This is a genomic window from Pseudomonas sp. ERMR1:02, from assembly GCF_002277815.1.
GTDB lineage: Bacteria > Pseudomonadota > Gammaproteobacteria > Pseudomonadales > Pseudomonadaceae > Aquipseudomonas.
In genome coordinates this window covers 165,799-180,660 of record NZ_NKJI01000012.1, presented here as the reverse complement: position 1 = coordinate 180,660, position 14,862 = coordinate 165,799, and the positions used below count along the sequence as shown (strand labels likewise).

Below are 14,862 nucleotides of genomic sequence, written 5' to 3'. Positions count from 1 at the left end.
GCGGACTTCCCTTGGGGTGTCCGATTGTTTTTGTTGTCTGGTAAATGTTCGTTTTGCGGTTTTCCGGTTTCTGTAGGAGCGAGCATGCTCGCGATGAACCCGAGAGCGACGCTGGGTGTCAGGTTTCACGCGTTATCGTTGACATCCATCGCGAGCATGCTCGCTCCTACAGGGGGCCGGTGTAGTCAGGAGGGCACGGGTGCAGGTCGCAGTTGCGGCCGGCCTTCGCCAGTTGGCCGGGCACTTCGTGGCCGAGCAGCGCCGGCAAGCCTCGCGACAATTTCAGCAACAGTGGCAGATCGATCCGGTGTGAATGCCGACTTCATCGCACAGGTTGACCAGGTCTTCCGTGCAGATATTGCCCGAGGCCCCCGGTGCAAACGGGCAACCGCCGAGCCCGCCGAGTGCCGCGTCGAAGCGTCGGGCACCGGCCTCGTAGGCCGCCAGCACATTGCACAGGCCGAGGCCACGGGTGTTGTGAAAATGCAGGGTCAGGTCCGCTGGCGACACCCGCTGCAAGACCCGCCGCACCAATCGGTCGACCTGACGCGGGTTGGCCATGCCGGTGGTGTCCGCCAGGGTGATGCCCTGAATGCCGAGTTCCTGATAGGCCTCGACGATCTGCAGTACCCGGTCTTCATCGATCTTGCCTTCAAACGGGCAACCGAAGGTGGTGGCGATGCTGCCGTTAAGACGCACCTTCGTGTCGCCCACGTATCGCACGATCTCACCGAACGCCGCCAACGAGTCCTCACAACGCATGCGCATGTTCGCCAAGTTGTGGGTCTGGCTCGCCGACATCACCAGATTCAGCTCATCGGCGCTACTGGCCAATGCCCGTTGCGCACCTTTGAGGTTGGGGATCAGCGCGACGTAGATCACCCCCGGTTGGCGGGTGATGCCCTTGAACACTAGTTCGCCATCGCGCAATGCGGGAATGGCCTTGGGCGACACGAACGAACCGCCTTCGATGCGGCTGAATCCGGCCATCGACAATTGATCGATCAGGGCGATCTTGTCGACGGTTTCGACCCAGGTCGGCTCGATTTGCAAGCCGTCTCGCGGGGAGACTTCCTGCACAATCAGGCTGGCGGAATAGTCAGTGATCATTGCACCACTCCTTCGACCTTCAGGCGTTCGATGTCGGCAACGGTCAGGCCCAGTTGCGCGAGGATACCGTCGGTATGCTGGCCTAATCCGGGGCCAGACCAGTTCACGCCGCCGGGGTCTCCGAAAGTTTCGGCACGATGCCTGGCATCTTCACCGTGGCGCCGCCCGGTAGCTCGGCGTTGAGCAGCATGTCACGCGCCTGATAGTGCGGGTCGGCAACGATGTCAGCCACCGAATAAATGCGCCCGGCCGGGACTTCAGCGGCTTCCAGTGCGGCCAGCACGTCGTCGATCGGCAGGCTGCTGGTCCAGTGGGTAATCGCCGCATCAAGCACATTGCTCTTGGCCGCACGCCCGTCGTTATGGGCGAATTCCGGGGCATCGGCCAGATCCGCGCGGCCGATGGTGTTCATCAGGCGGCGGTAGATCGGATCGCTGTTGCCGGCGATGACCACGTAAGCGCCATCGGCCGTGAGGTAGGTGTTGGAAGGCGCGATGCCCGGCAACGCACCGCCGCTGCGCTCACGTACATGGCCGAGCATGTCGTATTCCGGCACCAGGCTTTCCATAACGTTGAACACGCTTTCGGCCAGGGACACATCGACGATTTGCCCGCCGCCCTGCCCGGTCTTGACCCGCAGCAGCGACATCAGCGCGCCGATCACCGCGTGCAACGAAGCCAGTGAGTCGCCGAGGCTGACACCTACACGCGCTGGCGGCGAACCGGGGGTGCCGGTGGTGTAGCGGATGCCTCCCATGGCCTCGCCGATGGCACCGAAACCCGGACGGTCGCGGTACGGGCCGGTCTGGCCGTAACCGGAAATTCGCACCAGGGTCAGGTTAGGGTTCAGAGCGTGCAGCACGTCCCAGCCCAGGCCTAGTTTTTCCAGAGCGCCGGGACGCAGGTTTTCGATCAGCACGTCGGCGCTGGTCGCCAGTTGTTTGACCAGTTCGATGCCTTCGGGGGATTTCAGATTCAGTGCCAGGGACTTCTTGTTGCGCGATTGCAGATACCACCACAGCGAAGTGCCTTCGTGCAGCTTGCGCCATTTGCGCAGGGGATCACCCTGCCCCATGGCTTCGATCTTGATCACTTCGGCGCCGAACTCGGCAAGCATGCGCGCGGCGAACGGCGCGGCGATCAGCGTGCCGATCTCGATCACTTTGATTGCACTTAAGGGGGCAGTCATCGCGGGGTACCTCTTGTTCTTGGAATATGTGGCCAAGGCTAGAGGACGAAGGGGCCAGGAATCCAACCTTCAGTTAGCAACGGGCGTTCGCGAAACGCGAAGGCTCTGCGAGGAAATGACCGCGACCCCAGGTCAGCCTTCGCGGGCAAGCCTCGCTCCTACAGGGGTAGCGTCGACACATAATTTTGTGTCAACCACAAAACTGTAGGAGCGAGGCTTGCCCGCGAAGAGGCCGGCCCCGCCAATGAAAAACTCAAACCTGCCCACGCAAATGCTCAAACAACATCCGACTCACCGGCGACAGCGACGCCTCATCACGCACCACCAGAATCAACGCCCGATCCGACCAGTCGTCAGTCAACGGCACCGCATGCAAGCCCAATGCCCGGCCAAACAGTTCATAGGCCTTGTGCGGCAAGATGCCAATGCCCATGTTGGCCTGGACCATCCGGCACATGGCATCGAACCCCGGCACATGAATGCGCAGCCGCAACACCTTGCCAGCCTGACGCGCCGCGGCGTGGGTGCGCATATTGATCGAACTGGCCGAATGCAGCCCGACGTAATCGCTGTCCAGTGTGTCGGAGAACGCCAGGCTCGAACGGCTGGCCAAAGGATGATGCGGCGGCATCAACACAACCAGTTTGTCCTGTCGGTACAGCACGCTGTGCAGGCCTTTGACGTCGCTGTCGATGGAGCAGATCCCGAGGTCGGCCACGCCATCCAGCACGCCTTGAATCACCCCGGCGCTGGGCCGTTCTTCAAGATCGGTCTTGACCTGCGGGTGACGCTCGGAAAAGTCCCGCAAGTCTTCCGGCAGAAACTGGATGATCGCCGACAGATTGGCGAGCATTCGCACATAACCACGCACACCATGACTGTGCTCACCCAGCTCCAGACCCATTTTCTCCAGGTTGAAGAGCATCTGCCGCGCATGGTGCAACAGCGTTTCACCCGCAGGTGTCAGCGTCATACCCTTGGCCTGACGCACGTACAGGCCGATGCCCAGCGCCTCCTCCAGCTCCATCAAACGCTTGCTCGCCGCCGACACCGCAATCGCTTCACGCGCAGCGGCACGGGTCAGCGTGCCCTCTTCATGGACGGCGACAAACAGTTGCAGGGTGATCAGGTCGAGGCGGCGGATCAGGCTTTTTTGCAGCATGGGGGGCTCGATGGCTTAGGGTCGACTGAAACGGCAGGATATCGCGCTTTACCTCTCGCGACGCAAATCGAGTGGTCCTCAGACGCTGCGTATTTGCCTACACATGTCTGGATCACGTCGCGTAAATTTCAGGACATGCACTATTCGCCGCTGACCTACCGGTTAGGTATTGTTTCGCAAAAAAGCCAATCAAGGTCCTCCATGAAGAGCAGCACCACCCTCCTCGTTACCTGCAGCACAGTTTTTCTCGCGCAGTTGGGCATGAGCATTTACCTGCCGGCGCTGCCAGAGATGGCTCGCAATCTATCCGCTGATGCCTCGCAGGTTTCATGGGGGTTGGCGGTGTATCTGATTGGCATGGCACTGCCGATGCTGTTCTGGGGCAGCCTCGGTCAGCGCATTGGCCGAAAACCAGTGCTGCTCGTTGCGCTCGGTATCTATGGATTGGGCAATCTCGCGCTGCCGCTGAGCCAGACGCTCGAATCGTTCCTGTTACTTCGACTGGTTCAGGGCATTGGCGCCAGCGGGATTTCCGTCATGGCGCGGGTGCTGATTCGCGACAGTTTCCAGGGGGAGTTGCTTGCCAAGGCGCTTTCCTGGATTTCGATATCCTTCGTGGTGGCGCTGGGGATCGGCCAGTACCTGGGGTCAATTATTCAAGTCGCGCTGGGCTGGCCAGCGATTTTCTACCTGCTAGGTGGTGCGAGCCTGTTGATGGCAGGGCTAGTAGCGCGGGTTAAGTTCCCATTCCTGACCGAGAGCAATGTGCCCTCCTCCGCCTGGTCGAGCTACTGGCGCATTCTGCGTGATCGAGCCTTTCTGTTGCCAGCCCTCACCGGCGGCCTGGGTTACGGAGTGATCGTCGCGTTCAACACAGCCGCGCCGCTGATCCTGCAAGGACCGTTCAACTGGTCGGCCGTGGAATATGGGCTATTGGGCTGGCCAATCAGTGCGGCATATTTTCTGGGGGCGTTGGGGGTCAACAGGTTCGTGCTGCGTACCGGACAACGCTGGTTGATGACGATGGGTGTGGGGCTGGTGCTGGCTGGGAGCGCAGTAATGTTGCTGGGTAGCATTACCGGCACCGCCATCGCGCTGATGTTCTGGTTGCCCTATTGCTTTGCGGTGTTTGGCCAATCGCTGAATTACCCGATAAGCCTCTCCCTGGCCAACGACGGCTCGCCGGTCGGCGGTGCTTATGCAATGGCGTTAAGTGGTTTCATTCACCAACTGATGGCCGCTGCCATTGGAGGTATCGCCAGCCTGATAGCCAGTGAGCAAGCCTGGCCACTTTCTCTGTTATGCACCTTGCTGGCATTGGGTGCGATGCTCTGCGTGATGCTCGCACCTGGCAGCAAAACCGCTTAAAGAGCCATGCAGTAATCTCATTGATCTGGCTCAACCTCCGCTCGTGATAAAGTCGCCGCCCATCAAAACTTTTGCTTTGAGACTTTGATTGCAATGACCGATTTCCAGGATGTCGATGCCCAACTTGAAGACTGGAACGCCTTGCGCACCAGCGCTGCGTTCGACGGTTTGTTGGTGGGTAACGGCGCCAGCCGCGCGGTGTGGGACGACTTCGGATACGACTCGCTATTTGAAAACGCCCGCACCGTCGAAGAAAAACCCCTGAGCCCTTCCGAGCTGAGCGTGTTCGATGCGATGCAGACGCGCAGCTTCGAGCAGGTGCTGAGCGCGCTGAAGACCACTAGCCGGGTCAACAAGGCCCTGGCCGTCAGCTCCGCTGCACCGCGTAATCGTTACTACGCAATCAAGGAAGCGCTGATCAACACCGTGCACGCGGTACACATCCCGTGGCGCCTGGTCGAAGCTTCAACCCTGGCGACGATCAATCAGGAACTGGCCAGCTACCGCACGGTGTTCACCACCAACTACGACCTGCTCAATCACTGGGCGATCCAGCATCAAGCGGACGCGATCACCGATCTGTTCCAAGGTGCCGAACCGGCCTTTGACCTGAGCGCCACCGCCGCCGATAAGACCCGCTTGCTGTACCTGCACGGCGGCCTGCATCTGGTGCGCAATCAGGACGGAACGGCGCGCAAACTGATGTCGACCGAGGGCACCTTGCTGGGCAGTTTCGCCATCAACAACACGATCAAGACCCTCGATGACGTGCCGCTGTTCATCAATGAAGGACCGAGCGCGGACAAGCTCAAGACCATTCGCAGCTCGGATTACCTGTCGTTCTGCTACGACCAGTTGCTTGGCCATGGCGACGGTTTGTGCATCTTTGGTCATGCGTTGGGCGAGCAGGACAGCCACATCGTGCATGCCTTGCGCCAGTCGAAACCGAAGGTCGTGGCGATCTCGATTTATCCGCGCAGCAAGGCGTTTATCCAGCATCAGAAGCGGCATTACACGAAGGTGTTTGAGGGGACGGGGGTTGAGTTGCGGTTTTTTGATTCGAAGAGCCATGCGCTTGGTAGTCCGAAACTCACCGTGCCGGTTGAGGTCTAGCAGCGCCGCAACTGACGTCTTCGCGGGCAAGCCCGCTCCCACAGGGATCGCGCTGAATCTGTGAGAGCGGCGGTGGTGCTAAAGGACAGGCAGGGTCTTGTCCTTGATCACCTTTGTCAGCCCGTTGGCCTTCACACTGGCGATGCCTTTTTCCATGGCCGTCGGTGAGGAGTACGCCTCGCTGCTGCCAATAATTTCGTGGTTATCGGCCTTGAGATTGAAATAAGGATGGCCATCCTTGGTGGTTTTTTTCTCGTAGCGCTCATCCAGTGGGCTGTTGGCCTGGACTGACGCGATGCCTTTGTCGGCCGCGGCGCGGGTGGTGTACAGCTCGCCGGTCAGAATGGTTTCGGCGTTCGCCGCCTTCAGCACAAACCTGAACTGACCGCTGCTGCTTTTGCTCACTTCGTACCATCCGGACATGCTCTTTCTCCTTGGCGATTGAGAGGTTGCGCGCTTCAGAGTAAAGACCAGCCTGGGATTTCTGTCGCCTGGAAGGGCCTCATCGCGGGCAAGCCCGCTCCCACAGGTTTAGCGTGATCCCTGTGGGAGCGGGCTTGCCCGCGAAGAGACCGGTCGGGTCGATACAAATGTGTCTACTTCGCCACCGTCCGCACCACCGACAACTCCGGAACCGCCCCCCGCCTCTGACTCAGATACCGGGTACAGCTCACCCGCAAAAACGAGGCGAAATTCACCACCTCGCCGCGGTAGTCCATCACCTCTTCATACAGCTTGGCGATCAACTGGTTGGTGGTCATGCCATCGACCTCGGCGATTTCGCTGAGGATGTCCCAGAACTGATTCTCCAGCCGCAGCGTAGTGACCACCCCACAGATACGCAGCGAGCGGGAGCGCGATTCGTAGAGAATCGGGTCGGCTTTGACGTAAAGCTCGCACATGGACGGGGTCCTCGTTACAGCGTGATTTTCGTGCCCAGCAACCCAAGGAAACCGGCAAGCCAGTTCGGATGGGCGGGCCAGGCCGGCGCGGTGGCAAGATTGCCTTGAACATGGCCGTCCGTCACCGGAATATCGATAAACGTACCGCCAGCCAGGCGTACCTCAGGCGCACAAGCCGGATAAGCGCTGCACTCGCGCCCTTCGAGAATCCCTGCTGCCGCCAGCAATTGCGCACCGTGGCACACGGCAGCAATCGGCTTGCCGGCCTTGTCGAAATCGCGCACCAGTTCCAGGACTTTTTCGTTCAGGCGCAGGTACTCCGGCGCACGACCGCCGGGCACCAGCAGTGCGTCGTAGTCCGCGGCATTGACCTTGGCAAAATCGAAATTGAGGGCAAACAGGTGACCCGGTTTTTCGCTGTAGGTCTGGTCGCCTTCGAAGTCATGGATGGCCGTACGCACGGTCTGGCCGGCGGTTTTGTCCGGGCAAACGGCATGCACCGTATGGCCGACCATCAGCAGCGCCTGAAACGGCACCATCACTTCATAGTCTTCGACGTAATCGCCGACCAGCATCAGAATTTTTTTAGCGGCCATGGGGAGGACTCCTCTGGGAAATGCGTGGGCATGCAGGAGTATTCAAGGTAGTCCTTATCCGGCGAGTCGGGTAACAACCGGCTACTACCGCGTTATCGTTCATCGCGGGCAAGCCACGCTCCCACAGGTTTAATGCGATCCCTGTAGGAGCGAGGCTTGCCCGCGAAGAGGCCCTCAAACTGTACGGATAACTCTGCGCCTAGCTGTAACAGCGATTCACCTCGGGTTTATGGCTAGATGAAGACACCTCCCCTCACCCACGATTCTGGTTGCCAACATGTCCTCCCGCGAAAACACCGGCATGGCCCTGGGCCTGCTCGGCGTCGTCATTTTCAGCCTCACCCTGCCCTTCACGCGGATCGTCGTGCAGGAACTTCATCCCCTGCTCAACGGCCTGGGCCGGGCGTTGTTCGCGGCGGTGCCGGCGGCATTGCTGTTGCTGTGGCGCCGTGAAAAATGGCCCACCTGGAAGCAAGTCAAAGGCCTGACCCTGGTGATTGCCGGGGTGATCCTCGGGTTTCCGGTTTTGTCGGCCTGGGCGATGCAAACCTTGCCGGCGTCCCACGGCGCTCTGGTCAATGGCCTGCAACCGCTATGCGTGGCGCTGTACGCCGCGTGGCTGTCCCATGAACGCCCATCGAAAGCCTTCTGGGCCTGTGCCGCGCTGGGCAGTGCGCTGGTGCTCGGTTATGCACTGATCAGCGGTGCCGGCAGCATTCAGGCTGGTGACTTGCTGATGCTCGGGGCCATTGCGGTGGGCGGTTTGGGCTATGCCGAAGGCGGCCGGTTGGCCAAGGAGATGGGCGGCTGGCAGGTGATCTGCTGGGCATTGGTCTTGTCGACGCCATTGCTGATCGGCCCGGTGACGTACCTGGCGCTGCAGCATCAGGGTGAAATTTCGAGCAAAACCTGGTGGGCCTTCGCGTACGTCTCGCTGTTTTCGCAGTTCATCGGCTTCTTCGCCTGGTATGCCGGGCTGGCCATGGGTGGCATTGCCCGGGTCAGTCAGATCCAGTTGCTGCAGATCTTCTTCACCATCGCTTTTTCAGCGCTGTTCTTCGGTGAACATGTCGAGCCGATCACCTGGCTGTTCGCTGCCGGTGTGATCGTGACCGTTATGCTCGGGCGCAAGACGGCGATCAAACCGGCGCAGGCTGCCACCGCCTAACCCTGTAGGAGCCAGGCTTGCCGGCGAAGGCGTCCTCAAGAACGTCATCGGCCTGTAGGAGCCGGCTTGCTGGCGAAGGCGATCTTGAGGGCGCCATCGCCAGCAAGCCGGCTCCTACAGAGTGGGTTCAGAGATAGCCGTCGGAACGCAACAAGGTTTCCAGGCAATGTTCGCTGATGTGATAAAATCCTTCAATTCCTGGATCTTCGCCAAAAGCCGGGCTGGATCAACCGGCTCAGCGCGTTTGACTGCCAGGATCATCTTGTTCTTGTTGGTGTGCTCCAGTGAGATGAACTCGAACACCTTGGTCTCGTAGCCACAGGCTTCGAGGAACAGCGCACGCAAACTGTCGGTGACCATTTCCGCCTGCTGGCCCAGATGCAACCCGTACTGCAGCATCGGCTTGAGCAGCGCCGGGCTCTGGATTTGCAGGCGGATCTGTTTGTGGCAGCACGGGGAACACATGATGATCGAAGCCCCGGAACGAATGCCGGTGTGAATCGCATAGTCGGTGGCGATGTCGCAGGCGTGCAGCGCGATCATCACGTCCAGTTCGCTCGGCGCCACACTGCGCACGTCGCCGCACTTGAACACTAGCCCGGATGCTCAAGCTTTGCCGCCGCCGTGTTGCACAGGGTAACCATGTCTTCACGCAACTCGACACCGGTGACTTCGCCTTCGGCCTTCAAGGTATTGCGCAGGTAGTCGTGTATAGCGAAGGTCAGGTAGCCCTTGCCCGATCCGAAGTCCGCCACGCGCACCGGTTTATCCAGCGCCAGCGGCGATGACGTCAGCGCATGGCTGAAGACTTCGATGAATTTGTTGATCTGCTTCCATTTGCGCGACATCGCCGGGATCAGCTCATGCTGCTTGTTGGTCACGCCAAGATCGGCGAGAAACGGCCGGCTCAGATCGAGAAAGCGGTTTTTCTCGCGGTTGTGCTCGACGGACGGCACTTCGCGAAGTTGCTGGGGTTTGCTCTTGAATAGCGAGCTCTTGCCCTTTTTGCTGTATTCGAGCTGGGCTTCGTCGGTCAGCGACAACAAATGCGCATTTTTGAATTCCGCCGGCAACAGCCCGCCAATCGTCGCTACGCCTTCGGCAAGTGGCAGGTTCTTGGTGATATCGCGGGTTTTGTAGCGGTAGACAAAGGACAGGCAAGGCTGCGCCTTGACCGACACCGGTTTGATGATGATCCGTTGCAGGTCCGCCTCATCGCCGACGTACTTGGCCAGCACCAGTTTGATAAAGGCGTTTTGATCGAGGCTGGTTTGCAGCAGGTCGATAAACTGGGCGTGATGATCCGGCGCAAGGCTGGCGGGAGTGGCAGTGACAGACATGGAAAAAACGGCCTCAGGGCGGTGCGGATCGGGGAATGGCGGGTATTTTAGGGGGGATGGTCGTTCAGGACACGCAGTTATTTACGAACGGCTCCCCTGTAGGAGCGAGCGTGCTCGCGATGGACACAAGAGCACCGCGTTTATCCTGCAAGCCCGCGTTATCGTTGACCACCATCGCGAGCAGGCTCGCTCCTACAAAGAATCAGCCCAAGACTATCAACCGGTTCGGCAATTCATTGCGCACATGGGTTACCGGCACATGAACCTTGAGTAACTCACCACACGCTTCGATGCAGCTGACAAAGCCCTGCAATGTCTGCCCCTGCCGCACTTGCTGGGTGAACGCCGCGACGATCGCATCCCAGTTCTTGTTGTCGAGACGACTGGAGATGCCTTCATCTACCAGAATCTCCACATACCGCTCGGCTTCGGACACAAAAATCAACACGCCGGTGCTGCCCACGGTGTGGTGCAGGTTTTGCTCCAGGAACTGGCGACGCGCCAGGTTCGAGGCGCGCCAGTGACGCACCGAACGCGGGATCAGGTGGGTGGTGATTTTCGGCACCCGGAACAGCAAACACAGGACGATGAAGCTGATCCATTGCACCAGCAACAGGCTGTGCAGGGTCAACCAGCCTGTCAGGTAATGCACGATACCCGGCACCACCAGCGCCAGCAGGCTGGCCCAGAGCAGCGGGATGTACGCATAGTCGTCGGCACGGGCCGCGAGCACCGTCACCAGTTCCGCGTCGGTGTCGCGCTCGACCCGGGCAATTGCCTCGGCGACTTTGCGTTGTTCGTGTTCAGTCAGTAATGCCATGTCGTTGAATGCCTGATCGTTATTGTTTTTACCTGCAGTTTTCTCACCAGCCGCCCGACGAACCGCCACCCCCGAAACTGCCCCCGCCGCCGCTGAAGCCGCCGCCTCCACCCCCGCCGCCAAAACCTCCACCGCCGAAACCGCCCCCGAGCCGCCCGAACCGCCGCGGCCGGCGGGAAGGATACCGAGCATCTGGCAGATAAAAACAGTCAGGATGAACAACAACACCAAAAACACGAACAACCCCGGATGCCGCGAAACGAAATCGTCACTCGGATCGCCGCCGGATTCATACACGGTCGATGGCTCGTCCAGGGGATTGCCGCCCAGCACCACCAGCATCGCCGCCACCCCGTCGCTAATGCCTTTGCTGTAATTGCCGGCCTTGAATGCCGGAGTAATCACCTGATTAATGATCACCGAACTCTGGGCGTCGGTCAGGCGATCTTCCAGGCCATAGCCAACTTCAATGCGCAGTTTGCGCTCATCACGGGCGACTATCAGCAACGCGCCATTGTTTTTGTCTTTCTGGCCGATCCCCCAGTAGCGGCCCAGTTGATAGCCGAAGTCGGCAATGTCGGTGCCCTGCAAGTCCGGCAACGTCACTATCACAAGCTGCTCACCGGTGACTTTCTCGTGGGCCTGAAGTTGTTGCGTCAGCTGCTCGCGCACCGGTGGCTCGATCATCTGAGCGTTGTCCACCACCCGACCGGTGAGTTCCGGGAACTTCAATTCGGCCTGGACCGCAAGGGCAAACACCCACAACAACAGCACCAGGCCAGCTCTCAACATGCGCATGGGCAACCTCATTTATGCACCCTGTAGGAGCCGGCTTGCTGGCGATGGAGTGTCAGTCAACACCATTGTCACTGAGACATCATCGCCAGCAAGCCGGCTCCTACAGCGTTATTCATCCAGATCAGAATTTGACCTCAGGTGGTTTCTCCGAACCTGGCGTAGCCTCGAAGGTCTCGCGAACCGGCAGGTTGCTGTACATCACGCTGTGCCACAGGCGACCGGGGAACGTGCGGATCTCGGTGTTGTACTTCTGCACCGCCAGAACGAAGTCGCGCCGCGCAACACTGATCCGGTTCTCGGTGCCCTCAAGTTGTGATTGCAGGGCGAGGAAGTTTTGATTGGCCTTCAGATCCGGATAGCGTTCAGACACCACCATCAAGCGGCTCAAGGCGCCGCTGAGTTGATCCTGAGCCTGTTGGTACTGCTTGAGCTTTTCCGGGTTGTCCAGGGTGGAAGCGTCAACCTGGATCGAGGTGGCCTTGGCCCGGGCCTCAATGACGGCGGTCAGGGTTTCTTTTTCATGGGCGGCATAGCCCTTGACGGTTTCCACCAGGTTGGGAATCAGGTCGGCGCGGCGTTGATACTGGTTCTGAACCTGACCCCAGGCGGCCTTGGCCTGCTCATCGAGGGTCGGGATATTGTTGATGCCGCAGGCGGTCAGCAACGTGGCCAGCACCAGCAATGTGGCGACTTGCAGCCGCGACCGGTAGGACTGTGGAACATTCATCAGGGTGATACTCCCTTCACATTTCATGGAAAAAACAACCTGCAACACTCTCGGCCGGCTCTTGGGGCATAATCGCCCGCGCCACTGGATTGCATCCGGCATCCGGCTGTCGTTTTTTGACTGCCATTTTTTGGCTGTCGTTTTTTGAGTCAGCACCCGAACAACAATAGACGTTCCCTAATTTTTGGCAGGCCGGCGTGACCATCGCCGTTTGGGCCCTTGAGAAAAAATTCATGAATAAGCTGTGTTTGCTGGGCCTGTTCGTCAGCCTGGCCAGTCATAACGTATTGGCCGCCACGACGCCCGCACCTCTGGAGAACAAGGACGCGTTCGTCAGCAACCTGATGAAGCAAATGACCCTCGATGAAAAAATCGGCCAGTTGCGCCTGATCAGCATCGGCCCGGAAATGCCCCGGGAGCTGATCCGTAAGGAAATCGCAGCCGGCAACATCGGCGGTACGTTCAACTCGATCACCCGCCCGGAAAACCGTCCAATGCAGGACGCGGCCATGCGCAGCCGGTTGAAGATCCCGATGTTCTTCGCCTATGACGTTATCCACGGCCACCGCACGATTTTCCCGATTCCGCTGGCCCTGGCTTCGAGCTGGGACATGGACGCCATCGGCCTGTCCGGGCGCATCGCCGCCAAGGAAGCCGCGTCCGACAGCCTCGACCTCACCTTCGCACCAATGGTCGACATATCCCGCGATCCGCGATGGGGCCGTACGTCCGAAGGTTTCGGCGAAGACACCTACCTGGTGTCGCGCATTGCCGGCGTGATGGTCAAGGCGTTCCAGGGCACTGGCGCCAACGCCGCCGACAGCATCATGGCCAGCGTCAAGCACTTCGCCCTGTACGGCGCAGTCGAGGGTGGTCGCGACTACAACGTCGTCGACATGAGCCCGGTCAAGATGTACCAGGACTACCTGCCACCGTATCGCGCTGCGATTGACGCCGGCGCCGGCGGGGTGATGGTCGCGCTGAACTCGATCAACGGCGTGCCGGCCACCGCCAACACCTGGCTGATGAACGACCTGTTGCGCAAGGAATGGGGCTTCAAGGGTCTGGCCGTCAGCGACCACGGGGCGATCTTCGAGTTGATCAAGCACGGCGTCGCCGCTGACGGTCGCGAAGCGGCGAAGCTGGCGATCAAGGCCGGCATCCACATGAGCATGAACGACACCCTGTACGGCAAGGAGCTGCCAGGGCTGTTGAAATCCGGTGAGATCAAGCAAAGCGACATCGACAATGCCGTGCGTGCGGTGCTCGATGCCAAATACGACATGGGCCTGTTCAAAGACCCGTACCTGCGCATCGGCAAAGCCGAGGATGATCCGGCCGATACCTACGCCGACAGCCGCCTGCACCGCGCCGAGGCTCGTGACGTGGCACGTCGCAGCCAGGTGTTGCTGAAAAACCGCAACGAAACCCTGCCGCTGAACAAGAGCGCGAAAATCGCCTTGGTCGGCCCGCTGGCCAAGGCCCCGATCGACATGATGGGCAGTTGGGCTGCCGCCGGTAAACCGGCACAATCGGTGACCCTGTTCGACGGCATGACCAACGCTCTGGGCGCGCAATCGACGCTGATCTACGCCCGTGGCGCCAACATCACCAGCGACAAAAAGGTGCTGGATTACCTGAACTTCCTCAACTTCGATGCACCGGAAGTCGTCGATGATCCGCGTCCGGCGAACGTGTTGATCGACGAGGCGGTGAAAGCCGCCAAGGAAGCTGATGTGGTGGTCGCGGCGGTGGGTGAATCGCGCGGCATGTCCCACGAATCGTCAAGCCGCACCGACCTGAACATCCCGCAAACCAGCGCGAGCTGATCCGTGCCCTGAAAGCCACCGGCAAACCACTGGTGCTGGTGCTGATGAACGGCCGTCCGCTGTCGATTCTCGAAGAGAACGAACAAGCTGACGCGATCCTGGAAACCTGGTTCACCGGCACCGAAGGCGGCAACGCCATCGCCGATGTGCTGTTCGGCGACTACAACCCGTCGGGCAAACTGCCGATCACCTTCCCGCGTTCGGTGGGGCAGATTCCGACCTACTACAACCACCTGAGCATCGGCCGGCCGTTCACACCGGGCAAACCGGGCAACTACACCTCGCAGTATTTCGATGACACCACCGGTCCCCTGTTCCCGTTCGGCTACGGCCTGAGCTACACCGATTTCAGCCTGAGCAACATGGCCCTGTCATCGACCACGCTAAACAAGACCGGCAAGCTCGACGCCAGCGTTACCGTGCAAAACACCGGCAAGCGTGACGGCGAAACAGTGGTCCAGCTGTACATCCAGGACGTGACCGGCTCGATGATCCGTCCGCTCAAGGAACTGAAGAACTTCCAGAAAGTGATGCTCAAGGCCGGTGAACAGAAGGTCGTGCACTTCACCATCACCGAGGACGACCTGAAGTTCTACAACGCCCAGCTTAAATACGCCGCCGAACCGGGCAAGTTCAACGTGCAGATCGGCCTGGATTCCAGGGACGTGACGCAGCAGAGCTTTGAGTTGCTGTAATCCCCTTTCGGACTGATCGTTCCACGCTCCGCGTGGGAATGCAGC

At 59.9% G+C, this 14,862-nt stretch carries 9 protein-coding genes and 5 pseudogenes; 4 read left to right on the top strand and 10 right to left on the bottom strand.

Annotated features, from left to right (window positions below; genetic code table 11):
• Positions 1–166: 166 nt before the first annotated feature.
• From CES87_RS21115 to CES87_RS21105, 3 genes and pseudogenes are all read right to left on the bottom strand, one after another.
• Positions 167–1,110 (bottom strand): annotated as a pseudogene (locus CES87_RS21115) (hydroxymethylglutaryl-CoA lyase).
• Positions 1,107–2,299, bottom strand: a pseudogene (locus tag CES87_RS21110) (CaiB/BaiF CoA transferase family protein). Before CES87_RS21110 ends, CES87_RS21115 begins: the two co-directional pseudogenes overlap by 4 nt.
• Before the next feature lie 253 nt (positions 2,300–2,552).
• Positions 2,553–3,461 (bottom strand): LysR substrate-binding domain-containing protein, encoded by a 909-nt coding sequence (locus CES87_RS21105; RefSeq protein ID WP_128607630.1) that lies wholly within the window; start codon positions 3,459–3,461, stop codon positions 2,553–2,555.
• Between the two features lie 201 nt (positions 3,462–3,662).
• Here CES87_RS21105 and CES87_RS21100 point away from each other — a divergent pair, with 201 nt between their 5' ends.
• Together CES87_RS21100 and CES87_RS21095 are read left to right on the top strand one after the other, a co-directional pair.
• Complete coding sequence (locus tag CES87_RS21100) at positions 3,663–4,829, top strand: multidrug effflux MFS transporter (protein ID WP_128607629.1); 1,167 nt, start codon at positions 3,663–3,665, stop codon at positions 4,827–4,829.
• 93 nt (positions 4,830–4,922) lie between these two features.
• A complete protein-coding gene (locus CES87_RS21095) occupies positions 4,923–5,942 on the top strand; it encodes a DUF4917 family protein (RefSeq protein WP_128607628.1) in 1,020 nt (339 codons plus the stop codon).
• A gap of 78 nt (positions 5,943–6,020) precedes the next feature.
• Here the strand turns inward: CES87_RS21095 and CES87_RS21090 are convergent, their stop codons facing one another.
• The 3 genes from CES87_RS21090 to CES87_RS21080 all read right to left on the bottom strand — a co-directional run bounded on the left by CES87_RS21090 (position 6,021) and on the right by CES87_RS21080 (position 7,440).
• Positions 6,021–6,365 (bottom strand): YegP family protein, encoded by a 345-nt coding sequence (locus CES87_RS21090; RefSeq protein ID WP_128607627.1) that lies wholly within the window; start codon positions 6,363–6,365, stop codon positions 6,021–6,023.
• A gap of 173 nt (positions 6,366–6,538) precedes the next feature.
• Positions 6,539–6,844: a ribbon-helix-helix domain-containing protein gene (locus CES87_RS21085; RefSeq protein ID WP_128607626.1), complete on the bottom strand. Its 306-nt coding sequence runs from the start codon at positions 6,842–6,844 to the stop codon at positions 6,539–6,541.
• 14 nt (positions 6,845–6,858) lie between these two features.
• On the bottom strand, positions 6,859–7,440 hold the full coding sequence (locus CES87_RS21080) for a DJ-1/PfpI family protein (protein ID WP_128607625.1): 582 nt from the start codon (positions 7,438–7,440) through the stop codon (positions 6,859–6,861).
• Positions 7,441–7,717: 277 nt separating this feature from the next.
• Between CES87_RS21080 and CES87_RS21075 the strand changes: the two genes are divergently transcribed.
• On the top strand, positions 7,718–8,608 hold the full coding sequence (locus tag CES87_RS21075; protein WP_128607624.1) for a DMT family transporter: 891 nt from the start codon (positions 7,718–7,720) through the stop codon (positions 8,606–8,608).
• A gap of 127 nt (positions 8,609–8,735) precedes the next feature.
• On the opposite strand, the pseudogene CES87_RS21070 reads toward CES87_RS21075, so the two are convergent.
• The 4 genes and pseudogenes from CES87_RS21070 to CES87_RS21055 form a co-directional block, all read right to left on the bottom strand.
• Positions 8,736–9,948: pseudogene (locus CES87_RS21070) on the bottom strand (SAM-dependent methyltransferase).
• A 202-nt stretch (positions 9,949–10,150) separates the two neighbouring features.
• Positions 10,151–10,768: a TPM domain-containing protein gene (locus tag CES87_RS21065; RefSeq protein WP_128607623.1), complete on the bottom strand. Its 618-nt coding sequence runs from the start codon at positions 10,766–10,768 to the stop codon at positions 10,151–10,153.
• 43 nt (positions 10,769–10,811) lie between these two features.
• A pseudogene (locus CES87_RS34080) lies at positions 10,812–11,566 on the bottom strand (YgcG family protein).
• A 121-nt stretch (positions 11,567–11,687) separates the two neighbouring features.
• Positions 11,688–12,293 (bottom strand): LemA family protein, encoded by a 606-nt coding sequence (locus CES87_RS21055; protein WP_128607622.1) that lies wholly within the window; start codon positions 12,291–12,293, stop codon positions 11,688–11,690.
• Positions 12,294–12,526: 233 nt separating this feature from the next.
• Between CES87_RS21055 and bglX the strand changes: the two are divergent.
• Positions 12,527–14,817: pseudogene (gene bglX / locus CES87_RS21050) on the top strand (beta-glucosidase BglX).
• The last annotated feature ends 45 nt before the right edge of the window (positions 14,818–14,862 follow it).

What these genes read in the sequence shown, in the direction of transcription:
- CES87_RS21095 (WP_128607628.1), top strand. Translation starts at nt 4,923, where the DNA reads ATGACCGATTTCCAGGATGTCGATGCCCAACTTGAAGACTGGAACGCC.
- CES87_RS21080 (WP_128607625.1), bottom strand. Translation starts at nt 7,440, where the DNA reads ATGGCCGCTAAAAAAATTCTGATGCTGGTCGGCGATTACGTCGAAGAC.
- CES87_RS21085 (WP_128607626.1), bottom strand. Translation starts at nt 6,844, where the DNA reads ATGTGCGAGCTTTACGTCAAAGCCGACCCGATTCTCTACGAATCGCGC.
- CES87_RS21075 (WP_128607624.1), top strand. Translation starts at nt 7,718, where the DNA reads ATGTCCTCCCGCGAAAACACCGGCATGGCCCTGGGCCTGCTCGGCGTC.
- CES87_RS21090 (WP_128607627.1), bottom strand. Translation starts at nt 6,365, where the DNA reads ATGTCCGGATGGTACGAAGTGAGCAAAAGCAGCAGCGGTCAGTTCAGG.
- CES87_RS21100 (WP_128607629.1), top strand. Translation starts at nt 3,663, where the DNA reads ATGAAGAGCAGCACCACCCTCCTCGTTACCTGCAGCACAGTTTTTCTC.
- CES87_RS21065 (WP_128607623.1), bottom strand. Translation starts at nt 10,768, where the DNA reads ATGGCATTACTGACTGAACACGAACAACGCAAAGTCGCCGAGGCAATT.
- CES87_RS21055 (WP_128607622.1), bottom strand. Translation starts at nt 12,293, where the DNA reads ATGAATGTTCCACAGTCCTACCGGTCGCGGCTGCAAGTCGCCACATTG.
- CES87_RS21105 (WP_128607630.1), bottom strand. Translation starts at nt 3,461, where the DNA reads ATGCTGCAAAAAAGCCTGATCCGCCGCCTCGACCTGATCACCCTGCAA.